The following is an 18,557-nucleotide window of genomic DNA, read 5'->3' as shown; positions in this document are numbered from 1 at the left end:
ACTTACACTTCTGTTCTTTTTCGAATTCTAATGTACACATTGTCACATCTAGTAGTCCTTTAATTAATATAAATATTAATAATTAAACAAAAACATTTTACGTGTTTAATATATTTTATTGTCTACAATTTGTCAATTGCTAACAACAAAGTCCAAGCAAACTAAAAAGGTCTGCCATTAAGGCAGACCAAGGTATGGCTACTTTATCCTGAAGTCTTAGGTTAAACTAGGCTAGAATTGTGTTTTTCAAGCTGTTTCCTGCCAACGCGAACCATGGTAGCTGGGACAATTTTGAGCTGCTGCCAGGGCACGTATACGAACAATACTTCCGCTAATGCCACATGTATGCCCCGACATTAACTCATCGCATTCTGCGCAGGCTAACAGTCTGGCTTCGTACACTTCATCGTCTACACATTCCATTTTAGGTCTCATATTGTTTAGAATTCTGGTAATTTGCTCTTCCGATAAAGCGATATCTCTTTCACAGCCTTTACAAGTACTTGGCACAAATATATCTTCCATTATCAGCGCATCCTCCCGATCAACAATATACTCTAATAAAAACGGTTATTTCCACGATGTCCTAAATGATTTTACCAGATGCTTTATTTTAGCTGGACTTATTTCCGTTCTGACGGGAGCTGAGCGGCCGCCTCGGCTACAACCATCGCCAAGTCCTCATTTCCGAACATAGACAGCACTCCTAATACTGTATCCAGCGGAATATCACCTGCTTCTTCGCGTGATACAGTCAGCTTGCGTATTCGTAGCAGACGCTCGTTGCTATCCTGCTGCGGATACGCTACACGATATAATTCCTCTGGCTCCAAGCCGTTATTAATGCACCATTGAGCAAACACAAGGATCATCATATCTTCTTCTTGCTTATAATTTTCAATGATGGCTTCTTCTAACTGTTTACCGCGGTTGTCTTCCATTGATACATTTCTCCTTCAACCTATAACTCTTGATGTCTCGATCGTATGGTTCCATATTAATCATGCAAACGACTAATCAGTTCTTCTGCCAGCATATGGCTTTCCAGGACTTTTCCAGCTTGTATCGCACACTCCTCCGGACGATGAATATGCTCCAGAAAATGATTCACCACCCCGCTGAATCCCCGTCTTTCTAATATTGTATCCCAACTTCCAAAAGTTTGAGTTTGTGATAAATTATTTTTTTGCATGAAAACAGCCTGTTCCAGATTCGTTACCTCAACAGACCGTCCTGCCCCGTGAAGCTCCAGCTTCTCTATGTCAGCCCCTGCCTGTCTGCTCATACTGTATGTACCGGCAGCATTCCCCAAACGCAAAGTCCCAAATGCAGCGTCCATGTAACCTTCACTTGTTGTATTCAGACTACTATGCAGTTGCTCATAATCATCGCCACCCAGCCATAATAGCAAGTCAAGCATGTGAATTAAATCATCATAAACCGTCTGTGCCGCCGGTCTGCGGTCATATCCAGTTCGGTGTTTAATCACCGCACATTGACTGAAACCGCCTACTTCTTCTAGCCAAGCTTTTGCAGCTACATAGTGCGGAGCAAAACGTCGATTAAAGCCTACCGCCAGCAGTACAGCCTGCGCTTCCGCGAAAGCAGTCATTTCCAGATTCTGACGAACGTCATAGGACAATGGTTTATCCACGTACACCGCTATCCCTTTTTCAATACAGGCCATGACTAGGTCAAAATGAGCTTCGGTGGCCGCATGTATAAATACAGCCTCTGGCTCCCATGCCAGCATTTCCTTCACATCTGTCGTTCCTCTTGGTAGCCTGTACTGCTCCAGAGTAGAACTGACCGGCTCCTGTGAACGATTCATCACACCTACGATATCCACACCTTGGTGTGCTGCCAGCAACGGCAGATACACTTTACGTGCAATTCCACCCAATCCAGCAATAGCTACTCTTGTCTTGATTTGCTTGTCCATATCGTTCCACCTCTAATCACTCATTTCATCTGTTGTCTAGTTTACATGGAAGTCCGCTGACAAGCAAAGAAAAGAGACTGCACCCGATCCAGAAGGATCTGAGGAACAGCCTCTAAGACTTGAGTATCCAACCTTCAGCCAGATTACCTCAACATTCAAAATAATTTAGCTTATGCGTGCAATGCTTCTTTTTTTATTTTCTCACTTTTTACTTTTTTAACACGCATCCCGATAGCTACAACTAGAACGACAACCAAGGCTTCAAAACCGTATTTAACGACTCCATTTGCGAACCAGTGTGCTATTAATGGCTCAGCCACCACCATTTTAGCAGCGGTATACGCTAATACTGCAGCTCCAATCGTAATTACTATCGGATAACGTTCTGTCAGTTTCAGAATAATCGTGCTTCCCCATACCATGATCGGAACGGAGATTGCCAGACCCAAAATAACAAGTAGCATATCTCCATGAGCTGCTCCTGCAACAGCAAGCACATTATCAAGTCCCATCATCGTATCCGCAATAATAATGGTGCGGATGGCTGCCCACATCTGATTTGTAGCTGAAATTTCATGTTTTTTCTCTTCGACCAACAGCTTATAAGCGATATAGATAAGGGCGAGACCCCCAACCAAACGCAATCCATATATTTGCAGTAAGTATGTGACCAGCACGGTAGCAATTACACGGATGATGACTGCTCCGACCGTTCCCCAGATAATCACCTTCTTTTGATTGGCCTTATCAACATTACGCGCCGCCAAGCCGATTACGATCGCATTGTCACCAGCTAGTACCAAATCAATAATAATGATAGACAATAATGCGGTTAAAAACTCGATTGACAAAAAGTCCATACGTTTCGCCCACCTTCTTTATTTATTTGTTATACTGTACATAGTTCAGCGCTTTATACTAAAAAGCGCCCTTTCACGGAATCCGGAAACGGCGCTTGACCCAATTTGAGCATCAAAAAAAGACCATTTACCCGGATTCCTAAAATCCTGGCAAAGGTCTCGCTTACAACATTACGTTGCCAATAAAGCCGGGGATTAACAATCCCGTAATGACGACTTTACTCGCTGAGCTACTCCCCTTTGGGAACTATTCTGTTAGTGGGAGTATAGCATACATTTTTGGGAATGTGAACCCTATTTTTTCTGTATAAGCAATAAGCCGAACAGGGATATTGAAAGAGGTATGTAAATGAAAAAATGGCTACTCCCCGCGGCTTATGTTTCGCTGCTCTGCATCGCGTTTATCTACAGATATGATTGGCTCGCCTGGGCAGACAAGCAAACTTCCTTTCCAGTTTTGCTGCTGCTCGCATTTTTATTCGCGTTAATTCCGTTTATCCCTTACAAACTGATTATCGCGTCCATTGCTTATGCAGCAGGTGCCTGGCAGGGTGCTCTGATTTGCTGGCTTGGCACTACTTTGGCTGCATTGGTCGTATACTTCGCCGTACGTACCCTGTTCCGTGATAAAGGACGTGCCTATTTAGAGCGTGTTCCCGCACTGGAGCGCTTCAATCAGATCTTGGAGAGAGAGCCTTTTACTGCTGTGCTAGTGGCTCGCTTGATTCCAGTTATTCCTCAGGCAGCTGTAAATGTATACGCCGGAGTAGCTGGGTTTCCGTTCTGGAGCTTTATGCTAGGCACAGCGATCGGAAAGCTTCCCGCAATTGCGGTGTATGCTTATGCAGGAGGCACCTTTGCAGAACATCCTATCACGGGTTTGCTTATTTTGATGCTATATACTGCACTGGTAGGTGGCGGATTTGTACTTTACCGAAAAAGAGTTCGGCGTGTTAACAAAACATAATATAGGAGTTTGTACCCAATCCGTAGAATGTTTCAGCGCAGTTTTTGGGACACACTACAGCTACACCACAGAGTTCTCTCTGACGTTTCGTTGGATTTTGCAAAAATCCCGTATATAATTTAATTGTAAGCTATTTAAATAACAACTAATTAAACATTCTCAGATTGGAGTGATAAAATATGAGCACCAACAATCCAAACACAGTAGAAAAGGCAACTTTTGCAGGTGGCTGCTTCTGGTGCATGGTCTCCCCTTTTGAGGAATTGCCCGGTATTTTGAAGGTTAGATCTGGATATACAGGGGGACATACCGAGAATCCTACCTATGAAGAGGTATGCTCTGAAACAACGGGACATGTGGAAGCCGTACAGATTACATTTGATCCCCAAGTATTCCCTTATGAAAAACTGTTGGAGCTATTTTGGCAACAGATTGATCCAACGGATGAAGGTGGACAGTTCCACGATCGAGGTTCGTCCTACCAAACGGCTATTTTCTATCATAATGATGAACAACGTATTAAGGCAGAGGCTTCCAAAGAAGCTCTGGCTCAAAGCGGCCGCTTTGACAAGCCCATCGCTACACCTATTCTGCCTGCGGCAACTTTTTATGAAGCAGAAGAATACCATCAGGACTATCATAAGAAGAACCCTGCTCACTACAAGCGCTACCGCAAAGGCTCGGGACGTGAAGATTTTATTGAGCAAAATTGGTCAGCCAAGATTGATAAATCTGATCTTAAAGATCGGCTGACGCCTATTCAATACGAAGTAACACAAAAAAACGCGACTGAGCGCCCATTTCAAAATGAGTTTTGGGATCATGAAGGCGAGGGCATTTACGTGGATATCGTATCAGGAGAGCCTTTGTTTAGTTCACTGGACAAATATGATGCAGGTTGCGGCTGGCCTAGCTTTACCCGTCCGCTGCGCAGCTACAATGTCAAAGAAAAGACTGATCTCAGCCATTTCATGATTCGTACAGAGGTCCGAAGTCGCGAAGCAGACTCTCATTTAGGGCACGTATTTGATGATGGTCCAGGTCCAGAAGGTTTGCGCTATTGTATCAATTCGGCTGCGCTTCGCTTTGTGCCTCAGGAAGACTTGGAGCGTGAAGGATATGGAGCCTATAAGTCACTCTTTGAAAAATAAGCAGTTGTAAACATAATGAGGCTGACCCGGAATTTATCTTTATTCGATGATCACGGGTCAGCCTTTTTTGGATATGGTAGCACATCTTTACTAATCTAGCTCATCACCCACCCGAGCCAAATAGCTAGCGGTACCAGCAATAGCTGAGCTAATAAAGTACCTGCCAAACGCGAGATGATCATCCATCCGTACACGCTGTTCATTCGGATCAAAGGAAGCTCCCCTCGAAGCGTTTTTTCTGACAGCACCGCCAATCTTGGATCAATTAATAAGGTCAACAATACCGTTGCGATGCCATTAATTAAGCCTGACGACATCGACATTGCCGTACCTTGAGCGGGCCACAGGAATGACGCATATAAGGCAGATACCACTCCGGTTGTATAAATTGCAGTAACGGTTACATTCAACATAATTAGACGCTTGGGGATCACTCCACTGATCAGGGAGGTAAGCATAGACCAGGTCGGGCGCTTGATGTAGTAGCCTGCATGCTTCCAGCGGCTTCGCTTCATTAAATGACGCACCAAAGCGGGAATAGATCCAGTATGCTCCAAATGCACAATCCATCTGGCTGACATGCGTACCATTGTTGGATACAGTAATATAGCAAGCATAGTTCCGACGGTGGCGGCCAGCAGTACCCCGTGCATATATAGTTCCAGTCTCATATCCGTTCCGCCCAATTGTGCTGCGGCTTTAGCCTGATCTACCATCCCTCCAAGTAAAGGTCCCTGTGCCATATTGGAGGTGCGTGAAACCAAGAGCAGCATTCCGGCAACGGTTAATGCCAATCCAATCCGACGTGCTCTCAGGCCACCGAGTCGAAGAGCATAGGACAAACTATCGGTAGTATGAATGATGATAGTTAGCAAAAAGACGAAACCCCAGGCAAGCAAATGCTTCACTCCTTTTTCTGTTATTCTGCACACCATTATACGCCTTTTCTCAAGATAGATTTTACAATGTATTCATTAATTTAATTTTGTTTGTCTAAGCTGATAACGGGTAATACATAATACATCACCTGCTAAAAAAAGGAGCGTGCAGCAATGCCTTGGAACAAACATGATTACCCACCATCTATGAAAAACCTGGAACCTCGTGTGCGAGAAAAAGCAGTTGATATCGCTAACGCTCTACTCCGCGAAGGCTATGAAGAAGGACGTTCTATTGCAATTGCCACTGCTCAAGCTGAAGAATGGAACGATAATCATCCAGCAGAACAAGAAAAGAAGCAATAGAAAAAATGTTACTTTAAAGCCTTTCAGATGAAGCTGAATACAGCGAAAGGGTGTTACGTAAGAAGATTTCTCTCCTATACGTAACACCCTTTCCTTATCGACGAAGGCTGTGGACAACCGGCACTGTTTTGGCAACTACCTTTTTAGCGGGAATAGCGGTGGGTAGTACCTTTTTCACAGGTCGGTACAGTTGGAACGTAGTCGTCCATGTAATTATTTTCCCGGCAAGCCACACAGCCAGTATAGTAAACATTGTTTCCTTCACAGGCAGATACAACAGCGATAATCCTAGCACAATGATGTCACTGACGATAAACACGTTGCCGATTTTCCATCCGCGCCACTCGCTGATCAGCAGAGACAAAATATCATCGCCTCCGGTTGCTCCACCGAATCGCAGCACGATCCCGGCTCCTAAACCTGTGAGCACTCCACAAAGTAGAGCTGCTATTAGTAGATTTCCATGCAAATCTATAACCAAAGTCGAGTACTTCTCAAACCCTGCATAAAACAGAGAAAAGGCAACGGCTCCGATTAAAGCTAGCATCATAAATCTTTTGCCCTTCAGTACCCATGCCAATAATATGACGGGAACATCAAGGATTAGCATACTCCATGCTGGAGATATGCCGAACGCATAATGACCCAGTAGAGCTAAGCCTGCAAATCCGCCTTCTGACAAATGATTTTGGGCATTAATGTGATAGTACGTAAAAGCTAAAATGCATGTTCCGAGCAACATGACAGCAATCTGTCTCAGTGCTCCATTGTTCACGATAGATTCGTAAGTTTTCCTCATACAGGCTCCCTCGGTTTCTCGTAAGTTTGATGTGGATGAACCCACTCTTACGGAAGCAACCGGGTAAGATGTGCCTGGAGGACTTGGTCCTTCGCATGTACAATCCCCTCTTCCGCAGAGTTGGCTTTCGCAACTTGACGTTACTCCGCGGAAAAGCTAAGTATAAGACAGATCAAATCGTTTCCAAATCGTCCTTTGGGGAAGTATCCTTCGGGGACACATGGTATCCTGATCCTTTCTTTTGTGGAATAAAACTCCGACATTTCTGTGGTGCATATCATTTCTATAATTTATTATACCACACCTTGCCACTTGCTAAACAGCTTGCTTTTTTGCTGCACCATATTTTATTTTATGTGTGAGCATGCTTTATTGTATGTGCGAGTTGACGCATTATACCAAAGATTTGGCGAATACACACTTATTGAACTGAGTAGTCAATTAGAGCTATTTCCCTTTAATTTGGCTGTTCTTCGCTGATTGGCCATGAATACGCCTCCGAGTATAAGAATAAGCCCGGTCAGTACGTTCCAGCCGATGTGCTCATTTAGAAGTAAAAAGCCCCATACGATGGCACTCACAGGCACAAAATACGTTACTGAAGAAGCGAATTCCGCACTTCCCCGCAAAATCATATAGTTAAACAAAATATATGCTACTCCTGACCCCAAAACTCCTAGTCCTATTAAAGAACCCAATACTTCTGGAACAGAAACGACCGATAAATCTGGTCTCTCTATAATTGCCATCATAATACCACCCCCTGCTGCCGCACCAAACAGTGTCGCAAAGGTAGCCTGATACATGGAAAGATTGGAGAGAAAACGTTTGGAGAGCTGTGTTCCAAATCCGTAGCAGAGAGTCGCAAGCAACATGCATCCAAATCCTACAGGATCCACAGAAACAACAGAGGCAGGATTAATACCTAATAAAATAATAATCCCTATAAAAGCAAGCCCCATTCCTAACCACTGCAGGCGATGAAACATAGCCCCGAAGAACACAAGTCCTACCAACATAGTCCATATTGGCGTGGTGGCGTTTAATACAGAAGCCATGCTACTGGCTATTCTGGTCTCACTAAAACCAATCAATGTCCATGGTAAAACCATATTGACACATGCTACCAGAATGACCGACTTCCACGGAATGCTTTTGATTTTAAACGGCCTGCGCATAAGAAGCATTAATAAGACGATAAAAATAAGACCAAAGCTGGAACGGAGAAATACAATGGTCCACGGCCCCACTTGATGTAGCAATAATACCTTAATAAACATAAAGGAACCGCCCCAAATAAGACTCAACAATAACAAAGCTGCATATAACGAACGTGACAATATGTAAACCTTCTTTCTTGACTCTCTTATGTTAAATAGTAGAAACGACTGCTGTCAGAACACTATCCCCTTCTATGTAAGTTTTTTATCCATTAGCTTAGCATAAATTTTGTTTGGCTGTCATTAGCGATACACGTAGAAATCTTTACACAATGGCACATGAAAGCAGTGCTTCTTGCCACATTTCCAATAATTGATGATTGCTTTGGCAACAGATAAATTCCTATGATGAGGTATAGATAGAACATACGTTCTATATACTTATTATATATTGTAATTTCATTCCGAGTAAAGGAGATATTTATGACAAACAAAAAGGTACCTGATAACAAGCATAAAGCTCCTTTGCCTTCTGAAGAAGACGCAGGACTGATCAAGATGTGTGTTCTTCTAACACTTGTACTGGATGTGCTGGAACGAGATATTCGTATTATGAATATCTCTCCCCTGAAAATGCCCGATTTGTATATTCGTAGCCTGACTGGAGTACAACAGCGCGTAACTGTTCAATTAGCAGAAACAAAGGCACAAATGAAAAGACAGGGGGTAAAAATATACAAAGAAATCCGAGATCGTGAAGGTGTAGAGGTTTGGTATGTATGCCGTGGTTACCAAAGGCGATTTTTCATGCTTTCGTCCTTTGCCCGCAGTGAGGTTCGCCGTAAACTCGGATACTATCTGGGAATTGATCTGACCCAAGATTATGCCCCTTTATAATCTCGCCTCTGATTTTCCAGCCATATTCTGAGTTAAAGCACCTGCTTACCATGAAGTGAAGGTGATTCAAGATGGATAATTCACCAGATCATGGATAAATACAGTGCATTTTACACACCTTATACCTATCTCATCCAAAAGGAGGTGCTCTCTTTGGCTGGACATGGCGCAGCTTCCATTGAATTAGGCAGGAATGTTTCCTTAATTGAGGAGGCACTTTTTTACACTGATGATTTAAAAAAACTGGAGATTACTGTTGACGGTAAAGACAGTATGCTCTTTTTTATTGATTCGCTCGTAGACCAGGAGATGATTCAAACTCACATCCTGAGTGCTTTATATGAGAAAACCGACGCATTCTCTCATCAAATGTTCACCACCTTAAGCAGCCAAAAGGACACCAACCTTCAAAATGCTGCCGATTCACTTATTCAGGGAAATTGCATCTTTATGATGGATGGAGTAGAAGAATTTTATATTCTCTCCTCAGAAAAGACGTACACTCGCAGTCCGAACGAACCGGAGAACGAAGGAATTATTCGCGGACCACACAATGGATTTATTGAGCAGTTATCCGTTAACCTGAATCTGATTCGCCAACAAATTGTTACTCCGTCGCTGGTTGTACGTTATTTTTATGTCGGGTCTAAAACCCGCACTAAAATTGCTATTGTCTATGTTCAGGACTTGGCTAATCCTGAACTAGTGGAAGCAGTAGAGATGAGAATTAAAGCGATCTCCTCCGATATGGTGCTCCCTCCTGGTTTTATTCAAGAGTTTACGGAGGACAACCCTTTTTCCCTCTTCCCTCAACAACTCAGCACAGAGCGCCCAGACCGTGTAACTGCCAATCTAATGGAGGGACGGATAGCAATTTTAGCTGAGGGCAGCCCTACTGCTTTAATTGCCCCCGTTTCTTTTTTTGCATTTTACCAGAGTCCTGATGATTATCATGGCCGTTGGATTATTAGTTCATTTCTAAGAATGATTCGAATGGTAAGCTTTCTAATTGCTTTTACGCTGCCTGCAGTTTACATCGCCACCATAGCTTTTCATTCAGCTATTTTGCCAATAGAACTGGCTCATACCATCAAAAAATCACTAGAAAACGTTCCATTCCCGGCAATTGTCGAGGCTATGTTGCTTGAATTGATCTTTGAGGTACTCAGAGAAGCCGGGATTCGTCTTCCCAGCCGGGTTGGTCAAACGATAGGAATCGTTGGCGGTCTCGTCATCGGAGATGCTATCGTTCGGGCAGGTTTGGTGTCATATACGATGATTATCGTCGTCTCATTAACAGCCATTTCTTCTTTTTTGGTGCCTTCTCATGAAATGAGCTCAGCAGTCCGGATCCTTCGCTTTCCGATGATGATTGTTGCAGCCATGTTTGGGTACATTGGTATTGCTTTCGGTTTGCTTTTTCTTACCATCCATCTTTGCAAGTTGGAGACCTTTGGTACCCCCTACTTTGCTCCTCTTGCGCCAATCCGGCTTGGTGATATGAAAGATGTTTTTATCCGATTTCCGATTTGGACATTCCATCAGCGGCCACATGATTCCCAAGCCCAAAAATTAAAGCAGCAGAACGACTCTAGGAGCTGGAAACGACGTGAATAATGAAAGTACTATTACACAGAAGCAATTGTTTTTTTTGATTATTAAGTTTGAAATCGGGGTAGACATTTTATCACTGCCCTATCAAATGCATTTTTCATCCAAAGGAGGAGGCTTGATATCTGTCCTTATTGGCGGTTTTCTGATCCAACTCATCATCCTGATGTCTTGGCTCCTGCTAAGGCGCTTCCCCTCCTCTTCTATATATCAAATATTAACTCAGCTTACTGGCCCTTGGATTGGCAAAATACTAACTACAGCTTACATTGCTTATTTTCTGATTATGGGCACCTCAGTGCTTGTAAACGCTTATGACGTTATTAATCGCTGGATGCTGCAAATAACTCCGCGCTGGGCTATACTGGCACTTTTTTTATTCAGCAGCATTTATCTAGTTAGGGAAAATTTGAGAACTATTATGCGGGTGCTTGTACTTATTTCATTTCTGATTTTGCCAATGATGCTATTGATCAGCTATGGCTTAAAGCAATCCAATCCACTTTATCTGCTGCCTTTAACTGAAGCGGGATGGCCCCATATTATTATCGGTTCAAAAGAAACACTGACGGCGATGTTCGGGTTTGAGTTTATTCTCGTTGTCTTTCCTATGGTAGAAGGCAAAAGCGTGGGCAAACTCAAGGCAATTGTGGTAGCTAATGTGACCGTAGTCTTGTTGTATTGTTTCACCGTATTCATCTCTGCAACCGCATTTAGCCCCCAGCAGCTTGATTTAATGCCGGAGCCGGTCATTTATTTGCTCAGGTCCATTCCGCTGGGAACGATGGATCGGGTAGATTTTATTTTCCTACCGATTTGGCTCATTTCGATCTTTGGTGCTATAAGTGGCTATTATTATGCGGCATCTTACGGAATAGGCTACTTGCTCAAACAAAAAAATCACAGAAAAGCGGTGCCCTATGTGGTGCTCGCCTCGTGTATAATTGCCTATTGGCCTCAACAAAGAGAAGAATTTAATCTTATTGGTTCGATAGCAAATAATTCTGCTTATATCTTTCTAATCGCGCTCCCTTTTCTACTGTTAATCCTATCTTATATTTTTAAAAAAAAGGAGGAATCTAAAATATGAAAAAAAGAGCAGAGCGCTTGGAATACTGGCCCTACTCATAATTACAACGGGCTGCTGGGATCAGGACAGCTTACAGTGAAGGTACAGCGAGATGGTCAAATTGATGTGACGCCTTTGGTATAGGTAGACAGGTGATCGCTCACTTTCCCTCCGCATGAAAGAATGTAGATTGGAGTAAAGAGTATCCCAATATCCGTTTTTATCCGCAGGCCACTGTCCATATTGTTGGAAACGATGTTCTAAACCAGATCACCCATGTTGCTTAGTTGTTGGATTGATCAGGCGTTGGTTCAGGATGGATACTCTCGTTAGGCTGAGCTTTTGGAACACCACTCTGATTTTCTGATTCAGGAGGTGTCTCCGGCTCATTTTCAACAGAAGGCTGCGAAACATCTTCTGACGGAACATCGTCGTTCTCATCAGGCGGTTCTATCTCTGCACCTGTGTCAGGAACAGCAGGAGCTGTTTCCTCTGGTGGAGCCTCCTCCTGATTTGTTGCAGGTACTTTAACCTCAGGGACATCTTCTTTCTTGATTTCTGGTTTGGACGGAACCACTGGTCTAGCGGAACGTGGAAGCTGTTCTCTTCCGACTTCGGTCGGCACATACTTTTGATTAAACCAGTCAGTCACGAGGTGACCCGATTGGCGGGAATAACGCCCTGGTAACTTACCTGTAAGACTAGAAACCGTAACTTTCACAACGCCTTCTGGCTGTATAAAATGCTTATTCTTAAAAAGCTCAGGCTGGTCCTTGACCGCCTCATTCATGACCAGCGCCCACACCGACTGTGCTCTAGTGTGACCTTCTTGAGATAATGTATTAACCTGTTGGCGATACCCAGCCCAGACGCCTAGTGTAACGTCAGGTGTGTATCCCATAAACCACACATCACCAAAGTTCTGTGTCGTACCCGTTTTACCCGCGATATCAATGGTACCATAGCTCTTAAAAGCTTTTTGCAGACGTTTGCCAGTTCCTCTCGGGTCTGATATAACGCTTCTAAGCATATCTGTCATCAAAAATGCGGTTTGCTGCGAATATACACGCTTCGTCTGCGGTTTAAATTCATATACAATCTTACCGTTGGCATCTGTAATTTTGCTGATCAAATGAGGCTCATTATACACGCCCATATTGGGAATTGTCCCATATGCTGCGGTCAGTTCCTTAACGGATACTCCCTTACTAAGTCCACCTAGGACCCCTGTTTGAGCATGTTCATCCTGTGGTTGAATCGTCGTAATCCCAAGAGAACGCACAAAATTCCATGCGTTTGGAATTTTAACTTCATATAAAAACAGCCTTAGTGCAGGAATGTTGATTGATCGATTGAGTGCTTCACGGGCTGTCATAAGCCCTTCATACCTTCTGTTATAATTTTTAGGAATATGATATCCTTTACGTCCGTCTTTCAATATGATTTGCGAATCATCAATAAGACCAGCGGGCTGAGTATAGCCCTTCTCCAAAGCAGGTAAGTAAGCAGCAATAGGCTTCATGGCAGAACCGGGCTGACGTGTCATTTGGGTTGCATAGTTCATTTGCTCGGTGTTAAAATCCCGGCCCTCGATCATACCAAGGATAGCCCCCGTTTTATGATCAATCATGATTGCTGCAATCTGCTCCAACCCCTTCTTCTTGCTGTATGGAGAAAAATTTTGTGGATTGGCTGCAATCTGCCGCATATTACTATACATTTTTTTATTTATCGTTGTATAAATTCGATAGCCGGAGCGTTGCAACTCTTCTCGCGTATTTTGAAGAAGTTCAGCATGCTCAGGCTTAGAAATCTCGGCTGCCGTGAGATTCGGATTCTGCTGGAGTGCCAACAACTGAGCGGCCTCCCGCTCTGTTTCCAGCATTAAATAAGGGAATGTGTTATAGCTTTTTTCGCGATGTGGTGCAAGAGTTGCCTTCACATCAAATTGAATCGCCTCGTTATATTCGGACAGCGTGAGTTTGCCTGTTTCCAGCATCCTTCCCAACACGACGCGTTGGCGCTCCATTGCTTTGTTGAAACCTTCTTCATCAAAATTCCCTTTACCATCAAAAGCGGAATAAACAGACGGCAGCTGCGGAAGACCTGCCAAATAAGCCGCTTGTGCAATATGAAGCTTATGTAGATCACTTACATTGAAAATCCCTAAGGAAGCAGACTTGATCCCGTACAAATTGTAACCAGCGGAACCATTACCAAAAGGCATTTTGTTTAAGTAAGCCGTTAATATTTCATCCTTGCCCATAAAACGCTCCATACGTAGTGCCAGCAGCATTTCCTTTACCTTTCGGCTGTCCGTTTTATCCAGACTAAGGAAAACTCTTCGGGCGACTTGCTGCGTCAGTGTGCTGCCGCCTGTTTGGCGGTTTTCATTTAAAAGCTTCTGTTTGACAGCACGAGCCGTCCCCTTTAAATCCACACCATGGTGCTCATAAAATTGGCTGTCTTCCGTTGAAATGAGGGCATCCACAATGGACTGAGGGACATCCTTCAGGTCAACGAGCTGCCGGTCCTCCTCCATGCGCATTCTTCCAACTGGAGTTACCTGATCATTAAAAAATACAAAACTGGTCAGAGCATTCTCATTTACCTTATCATATATCAACTGACGTGATCGTACAGGTTCATCATGAACCAATGCCGCTACATAACCGGATATAAGCCCTCCGGCAAACAGCACTCCAAGTACACCCACAAGCGAGAACCACTTGATATTAATTAGCAAAACTCTGCCAAAAATGCGCCACCTACTGCGTTTTTGAGATGATGGTCGACGTTTTGGGTTCATAAAAATGGTTTTCTCCCCTCAATATTCATTTCCACTTGTTTTTGTTCAAGATAATATGATACGCCATGTTAGGTTTTACGTAAACTGTAATGTTCCAAAAAATACATTTGCATTAGGAACACTTGTTCTGTATATAATACTACTATAAGAGTATACGTTCAAGAATATTTTGGAATATGACTAATCACATGTCAGGAGAGGAGATTGGCATTTTGAAGGAGTGTAAAAGTAGAACCATATTTCTAGCGGACTGTCAAAGCTTTTATACCAGCGTCGAAAAAGCGGATAACCCCACCTACCAATATAAGCCGCTCGTTGTGGCCGGTGACCCTGCACTTCGTTCAGGCATTATTTTAGCTGCATGCCCGCTGGCCAAAAAATATGGTATATCCACCGCAGAGCGTCTGGGTGAAGCTGTAAAAAAATGTCCTGACCTTATCATTGTACGCCCGCGCATGCAGCATTATATCGATGTCTCATTAAAAATAATAGAAATCTATAATGAATATACGGATTTGGTTGAGGTTTTCAGCATTGATGAACAATTTCTGGATATGAGTGGAAGTCTCTCCCTGTTCGGAGATCCGGTGAGTATTGCAAGTGAAATTCAGCAGAAAGTGCTGGCACAAACAGGAGTATGGATTCGAATAGGTATGGGTCCCAATAAAATGCTGGCTAAAACAGTAATAAGACAAACTAAATTCCGTGTACATAATTATAAATCCTGTAGGAACAAGATTTTTAACGAATAATTAATGTACAGTAATTAATTCCTTTATTTATTGCTTCAGGAAGATTTTAAAATGTAAAATTAGATTTGTAGACTAGGAATAAGGTATTCAATTAGCTCTAAAGGGAGGCTTCATATGCTGCATTTGCGAAGCGAACCTTTAACGAGCTATTCCTACTGCTAAGCCTTAACCAGCGAAAGAGACGCCCCGAGCCTAAAAAGGTTGGTTGGATTGATACAAGTAGCTTAGATACTCCCCCTTGGAGCGAGATTAGGGTGTTAAAACTGGCTATGACCAAGTCTTCTTTGGCTCTTTTAAACATGTCACTAAATTTTTTGAATATTTATAAATAACTAGGGAAAACTCAGTATAATGTTTGAAAATTAAAAGGAGGGTTAACATGCCTGATAACATTGTTAGTGGTATACACAATCCTATTTGTGATATTCATCCAGACTTATGTGATATTCCTAAGCTTCCCGGGATTCCTGGGATTCCCGGGATTCCTGGACTTCCTGGACTTCCTGTGATTATCAATGATGAAATTAAGAAGCTATATATCAAATTACAGAACGGAATGACGGTTAGAGAAATGTTTCAAGAGATCGGAGATGACCCCGACAAAGTTTACCAACTGTTCACTGATGCTATAGCTAATAATCGTGTTACCTATCTCCGCTCTCCACATCTAGATAATTTGTTTCATGGATTTAATGATTGGATTAAAAAACTAAACAAAGAACTTTCTGATGAAGAGGTTGCTTTTATCCATGATATCGCCCAATTATCTGGTCAAGTTTACGTAGAAAAACAGCCAGATGGTGAAAGAGGAAATTATGATGATTGTGTAGATTTTGTAAGAATTTCTGTTGGGGCAGCTGCAGTTTACTTTGAAGCTCAAGCTACTGTGGGACTCACGAACCCCACCTCTGCAGCCGCCTCTGTAGTTACTCTTGCGTTGGCAGCATATATTCAATCGGAATCCCCTTCTATTGCAGCAGCAACTTGTCACAGGATTTACAAATAATGACTTCCTTTTGCTAAGTGATAGCCAAACAGAATAACAGCAGTCTAGAACATAATTTTCTCCTTACACTGCTGCTATCTCGATTTTGGGGATGAGTCTAATACTTTTTTAGACCGAAAATTATCAAGACCTTGTTGAGAAAAATAATTAAATTAAAGGGATTTACATATTGCCCATAACTAATATGTAGATCCTTTTATTTTCAGAACTGAAGAAAAAGTATAAACCACAGCTAAAATACCAAATAGCATTGTAATAACAAAGTCCAGCAATAATTTTTTTAGACTTTAATTCAAAGATTAACAGTTTTTTAGTTTTACCTGTTTCCCAAGAACCTTCAGGCCAATATGTAGTGGGAACTGACTTTGCACTAATATTCATAAATTACATCAGCTATCTGAGCAAATTAGAACTTAACTCCTTTCTTATTGCTTGCAGGTATATCATCCAAATAAAGATGCTCTTGTTTAATTATTCTTTTTCTTGCATTAGTAAAACCCCGACTAAGATGTTGTGAAAGATCACTCAATGTTTTTCTCCTTTATTTTTTCCAATTCCATTTCAAATGCAGCTCAATTTATACATTATATCTCTGTAAGTAGATACTGGTTCCCTCTTACTCCCGGAATGTTTATTTATAATGCCCCCCGATTTTTAGAGATCTCTCCAGTGCCTGACCAGCATGAGTCAAAGAGGACGCTCTTACGATAGCTGCGCTACCATAGCGTTCTTTAATTTTGTCTGTTGCTTCTTCGAGGGAACGGACACGCTCATGATCCTCAAAGAAGGAAAGTTGATAAGTTTGGTTGTCAACCAGCCCACTTAATGTAACACCTAAGCGTCGTATCGGCATACCATTCCAAAAATTATAAAATATTTTTTTTGCTGCGCTGTACACTTTATTCGTATTGTTAGTCGGATCTGTAAGCTTCATTTGCCTGGAAAATCCGGTAGGAGCTTCATATGGACTACATGTACAACTAACGGTCACGACAGAGCCCATGTACCCTTTACGACGGCTGTCTCGACAAACTTCTTCCGAGAGTTCAAGCAATATGGTGTCTACTTCATTTGGTTCCAAATAATCTTGGGGTAGGGTCATCATATGACTTATCGATTTTTGTGGGGAACTAAAGGTATGTGGAGTCACAGGACTCTCATCTAAGCCATTAGCAGTTTTCCACATGACCTCCGCCTGTATATCCGACTGTTTTCCAAAACGAGCACGAAATTTGGTCTTAAGCTCTGACAAAGACATTCTGGCGATATCGCCAATGGTTACTATACCAAGCCGCTCAAAATGGGATGACATCCGTGAACCTACCCCAAACATTCTATTGACAGGTTGTGGCCAGAGTAATTGCTCTAATTCTGTTTTGGGCAACGTGAATATACCGCTCTTATTTTTCTTAGCCCAAATATCGGTTGCGCTTTTGGCAAGAATCTTGTTGGAACTGATTCCTATTCGTACCCAAACCCCCGTTTGTAAAAGAACCTTTTTTTGAATTTCTCTTGCAACACTTAAAGAATCTCCAAAAATTTTAAAACTCCCGGAAATATCCAGAAACTGTTCATCGATACTAAACACCTCAACTAAATCGGTGTATTCCTTGTATATATCCGTAATTGCTAAAGAAACGTCGATATAATGTTTCATACGGGGACGGACGATCACAAGCTCAGGACACTTCTTGAGGGCTTCACCGAGCCGTTCTGCTGTAGACACGCCGAAACTTTTTGCCATAGGACAAGCTGCTAGAATAATTCCAGACCTGCGTGCAGGATCGCCTGCTACCGCAAGCGGTTTATTTTTATACTCTGGGTAAGAAGCTTTTTCTACACTCGCATAAAAGCTCTGACAATCCGCCAAAAGAATTGTCCGCTCAGTTGTTTTAGTCATACTGCATCCTCCATAAAACTGATTACGCATGTACATGCGAACATATATTCTTAAATATTATAATACCAAACACTAGTTCTGTATTCAGGTAATTTATAGGGTTATGTAAATCATTCATCAAAGATTGGGAGTCTTCTGGTACGAAACATGGATAATTACATTGTTTCTGTGATCATAAAGACCAAGAAAGCTTAATTTGCTTGTAAGTGGGGGGGGTTAGAACAGCAACAGCAGAGAATTTGAATCGTATTCTAGACATTTACAATCAGGGGATTGAAAATCGGACAGCTACGCTAGAGACGGAAGCAAAGATTTCGACTATATAGTGAACTGGTTTAGAGAGCATCAAGACCAATACTCCGTTTTGGTGGCAAAATCGGACGGAAATGT

Annotated in this window: 16 protein-coding genes and 1 pseudogene; 8 read left to right on the top strand and 9 right to left on the bottom strand. The window is 42.5% G+C overall.

Features of this window, described 5'->3' with window-relative positions; all coding sequences use genetic code 11:
- Window positions 1–246 precede the first annotated feature (246 nt).
- The 4 genes from ABEW32_RS15965 to ABEW32_RS15950 all read right to left on the bottom strand — a co-directional run bounded on the left by ABEW32_RS15965 (window position 247) and on the right by ABEW32_RS15950 (window position 2,802).
- Window positions 247–525, bottom strand: coding sequence for a hypothetical protein (locus ABEW32_RS15965; protein ID WP_430189166.1), 279 nt, complete (start codon window positions 523–525; stop codon window positions 247–249).
- Window positions 526–623: 98 nt separating this feature from the next.
- Window positions 624–941 (bottom strand): hypothetical protein, encoded by a 318-nt coding sequence (locus ABEW32_RS15960; protein ID WP_430189163.1) that lies wholly within the window; start codon window positions 939–941, stop codon window positions 624–626.
- A 56-nt stretch (window positions 942–997) separates the two neighbouring features.
- Window positions 998–1,942, bottom strand: coding sequence for a Gfo/Idh/MocA family protein (locus ABEW32_RS15955; protein ID WP_430189160.1), 945 nt, complete (start codon window positions 1,940–1,942; stop codon window positions 998–1,000).
- A 170-nt stretch (window positions 1,943–2,112) separates the two neighbouring features.
- Window positions 2,113–2,802 carry a TerC family protein gene (locus ABEW32_RS15950; RefSeq protein ID WP_430189157.1) on the bottom strand — a complete coding sequence of 230 codons (690 nt, stop codon included), beginning with the start codon at window positions 2,800–2,802 and terminating at the stop codon, window positions 2,113–2,115.
- A gap of 349 nt (window positions 2,803–3,151) precedes the next feature.
- Between ABEW32_RS15950 and ABEW32_RS15945 the strand changes: the two genes are divergently transcribed.
- Together ABEW32_RS15945 and msrA are read left to right on the top strand one after the other, a co-directional pair.
- Complete coding sequence (locus ABEW32_RS15945; protein WP_430189155.1) at window positions 3,152–3,769, top strand: TVP38/TMEM64 family protein; 618 nt, start codon at window positions 3,152–3,154, stop codon at window positions 3,767–3,769.
- 179 nt (window positions 3,770–3,948) lie between these two features.
- Window positions 3,949–4,920 (top strand): peptide-methionine (S)-S-oxide reductase MsrA, encoded by a 972-nt coding sequence (gene msrA, locus ABEW32_RS15940; protein WP_430189152.1) that lies wholly within the window; start codon window positions 3,949–3,951, stop codon window positions 4,918–4,920.
- A gap of 95 nt (window positions 4,921–5,015) precedes the next feature.
- Here the strand turns inward: msrA and ABEW32_RS15935 are convergent, their stop codons facing one another.
- Entirely contained in the window at window positions 5,016–5,819 is an 804-nt protein-coding gene (locus tag ABEW32_RS15935; RefSeq protein WP_430190393.1) for a lipid II flippase Amj family protein, read from the bottom strand.
- A 153-nt stretch (window positions 5,820–5,972) separates the two neighbouring features.
- On the opposite strand from ABEW32_RS15935, the gene ABEW32_RS15930 reads away from it, so the two are divergent.
- Window positions 5,973–6,164: a DUF2188 domain-containing protein gene (locus ABEW32_RS15930; protein WP_430189149.1), complete on the top strand. Its 192-nt coding sequence runs from the start codon at window positions 5,973–5,975 to the stop codon at window positions 6,162–6,164.
- A gap of 94 nt (window positions 6,165–6,258) precedes the next feature.
- Here ABEW32_RS15930 and ABEW32_RS15925 read toward each other — a convergent pair whose 3' ends face one another.
- Together ABEW32_RS15925 and ABEW32_RS15920 are read right to left on the bottom strand one after the other, a co-directional pair.
- Entirely contained in the window at window positions 6,259–6,963 is a 705-nt protein-coding gene (locus tag ABEW32_RS15925; protein ID WP_430189147.1) for a YitT family protein, read from the bottom strand.
- Window positions 6,964–7,400: 437 nt separating this feature from the next.
- Window positions 7,401–8,303 (bottom strand): DMT family transporter, encoded by a 903-nt coding sequence (locus tag ABEW32_RS15920; RefSeq protein ID WP_430189144.1) that lies wholly within the window; start codon window positions 8,301–8,303, stop codon window positions 7,401–7,403.
- A 303-nt stretch (window positions 8,304–8,606) separates the two neighbouring features.
- On the opposite strand from ABEW32_RS15920, the gene ABEW32_RS15915 reads away from it, so the two are divergent.
- The 3 genes from ABEW32_RS15915 (at window position 8,607) to ABEW32_RS15905 (ending at window position 11,721) form a co-directional block, all read left to right on the top strand.
- Window positions 8,607–9,020: a YhjD family protein gene (locus tag ABEW32_RS15915; protein WP_430189142.1), complete on the top strand. Its 414-nt coding sequence runs from the start codon at window positions 8,607–8,609 to the stop codon at window positions 9,018–9,020.
- A 90-nt stretch (window positions 9,021–9,110) separates the two neighbouring features.
- Window positions 9,111–10,637 carry a spore germination protein gene (locus ABEW32_RS15910; RefSeq protein WP_430189140.1) on the top strand — a complete coding sequence of 509 codons (1,527 nt, stop codon included), beginning with the start codon at window positions 9,111–9,113 and terminating at the stop codon, window positions 10,635–10,637.
- Window positions 10,630–11,721, top strand: coding sequence for a GerAB/ArcD/ProY family transporter (locus ABEW32_RS15905; RefSeq protein ID WP_430189137.1), 1,092 nt, complete (start codon window positions 10,630–10,632; stop codon window positions 11,719–11,721). Before ABEW32_RS15910 ends, ABEW32_RS15905 begins: the two co-directional genes overlap by 8 nt.
- A 262-nt stretch (window positions 11,722–11,983) precedes the next feature.
- On the opposite strand, the gene ABEW32_RS15900 is transcribed toward ABEW32_RS15905, so the two are convergent.
- The gene (locus ABEW32_RS15900) at window positions 11,984–14,509 is read right to left on the bottom strand and encodes a transglycosylase domain-containing protein (protein ID WP_430189135.1); all 2,526 of its coding nucleotides are present in this window, start codon (window positions 14,507–14,509) and stop codon (window positions 11,984–11,986) included.
- Between the two features lie 188 nt (window positions 14,510–14,697).
- Here ABEW32_RS15900 and ABEW32_RS15895 point away from each other — a divergent pair.
- Window positions 14,698–15,192: pseudogene (locus ABEW32_RS15895) on the top strand (Y-family DNA polymerase); the annotation flags it as partial.
- A 448-nt stretch (window positions 15,193–15,640) separates the two neighbouring features.
- On the top strand, window positions 15,641–16,267 hold the full coding sequence (locus ABEW32_RS15890) for a hypothetical protein (protein ID WP_430189133.1): 627 nt from the start codon (window positions 15,641–15,643) through the stop codon (window positions 16,265–16,267).
- 631 nt (window positions 16,268–16,898) lie between these two features.
- Here ABEW32_RS15890 and ABEW32_RS15885 read toward each other — a convergent pair.
- Window positions 16,899–18,167, bottom strand: coding sequence for a DNA polymerase IV (locus ABEW32_RS15885; RefSeq protein WP_430189130.1), 1,269 nt, complete (start codon window positions 18,165–18,167; stop codon window positions 16,899–16,901).
- Between the last annotated feature and the right edge of the window lie 390 nt (window positions 18,168–18,557).

The organism is Paenibacillus jamilae (assembly GCF_050482105.1).
GTDB classification, from domain to species: domain Bacteria; phylum Bacillota; class Bacilli; order Paenibacillales; family Paenibacillaceae; genus Paenibacillus; species Paenibacillus jamilae_B.
This window is presented reverse-complemented; position numbering and strand designations above follow the sequence as displayed.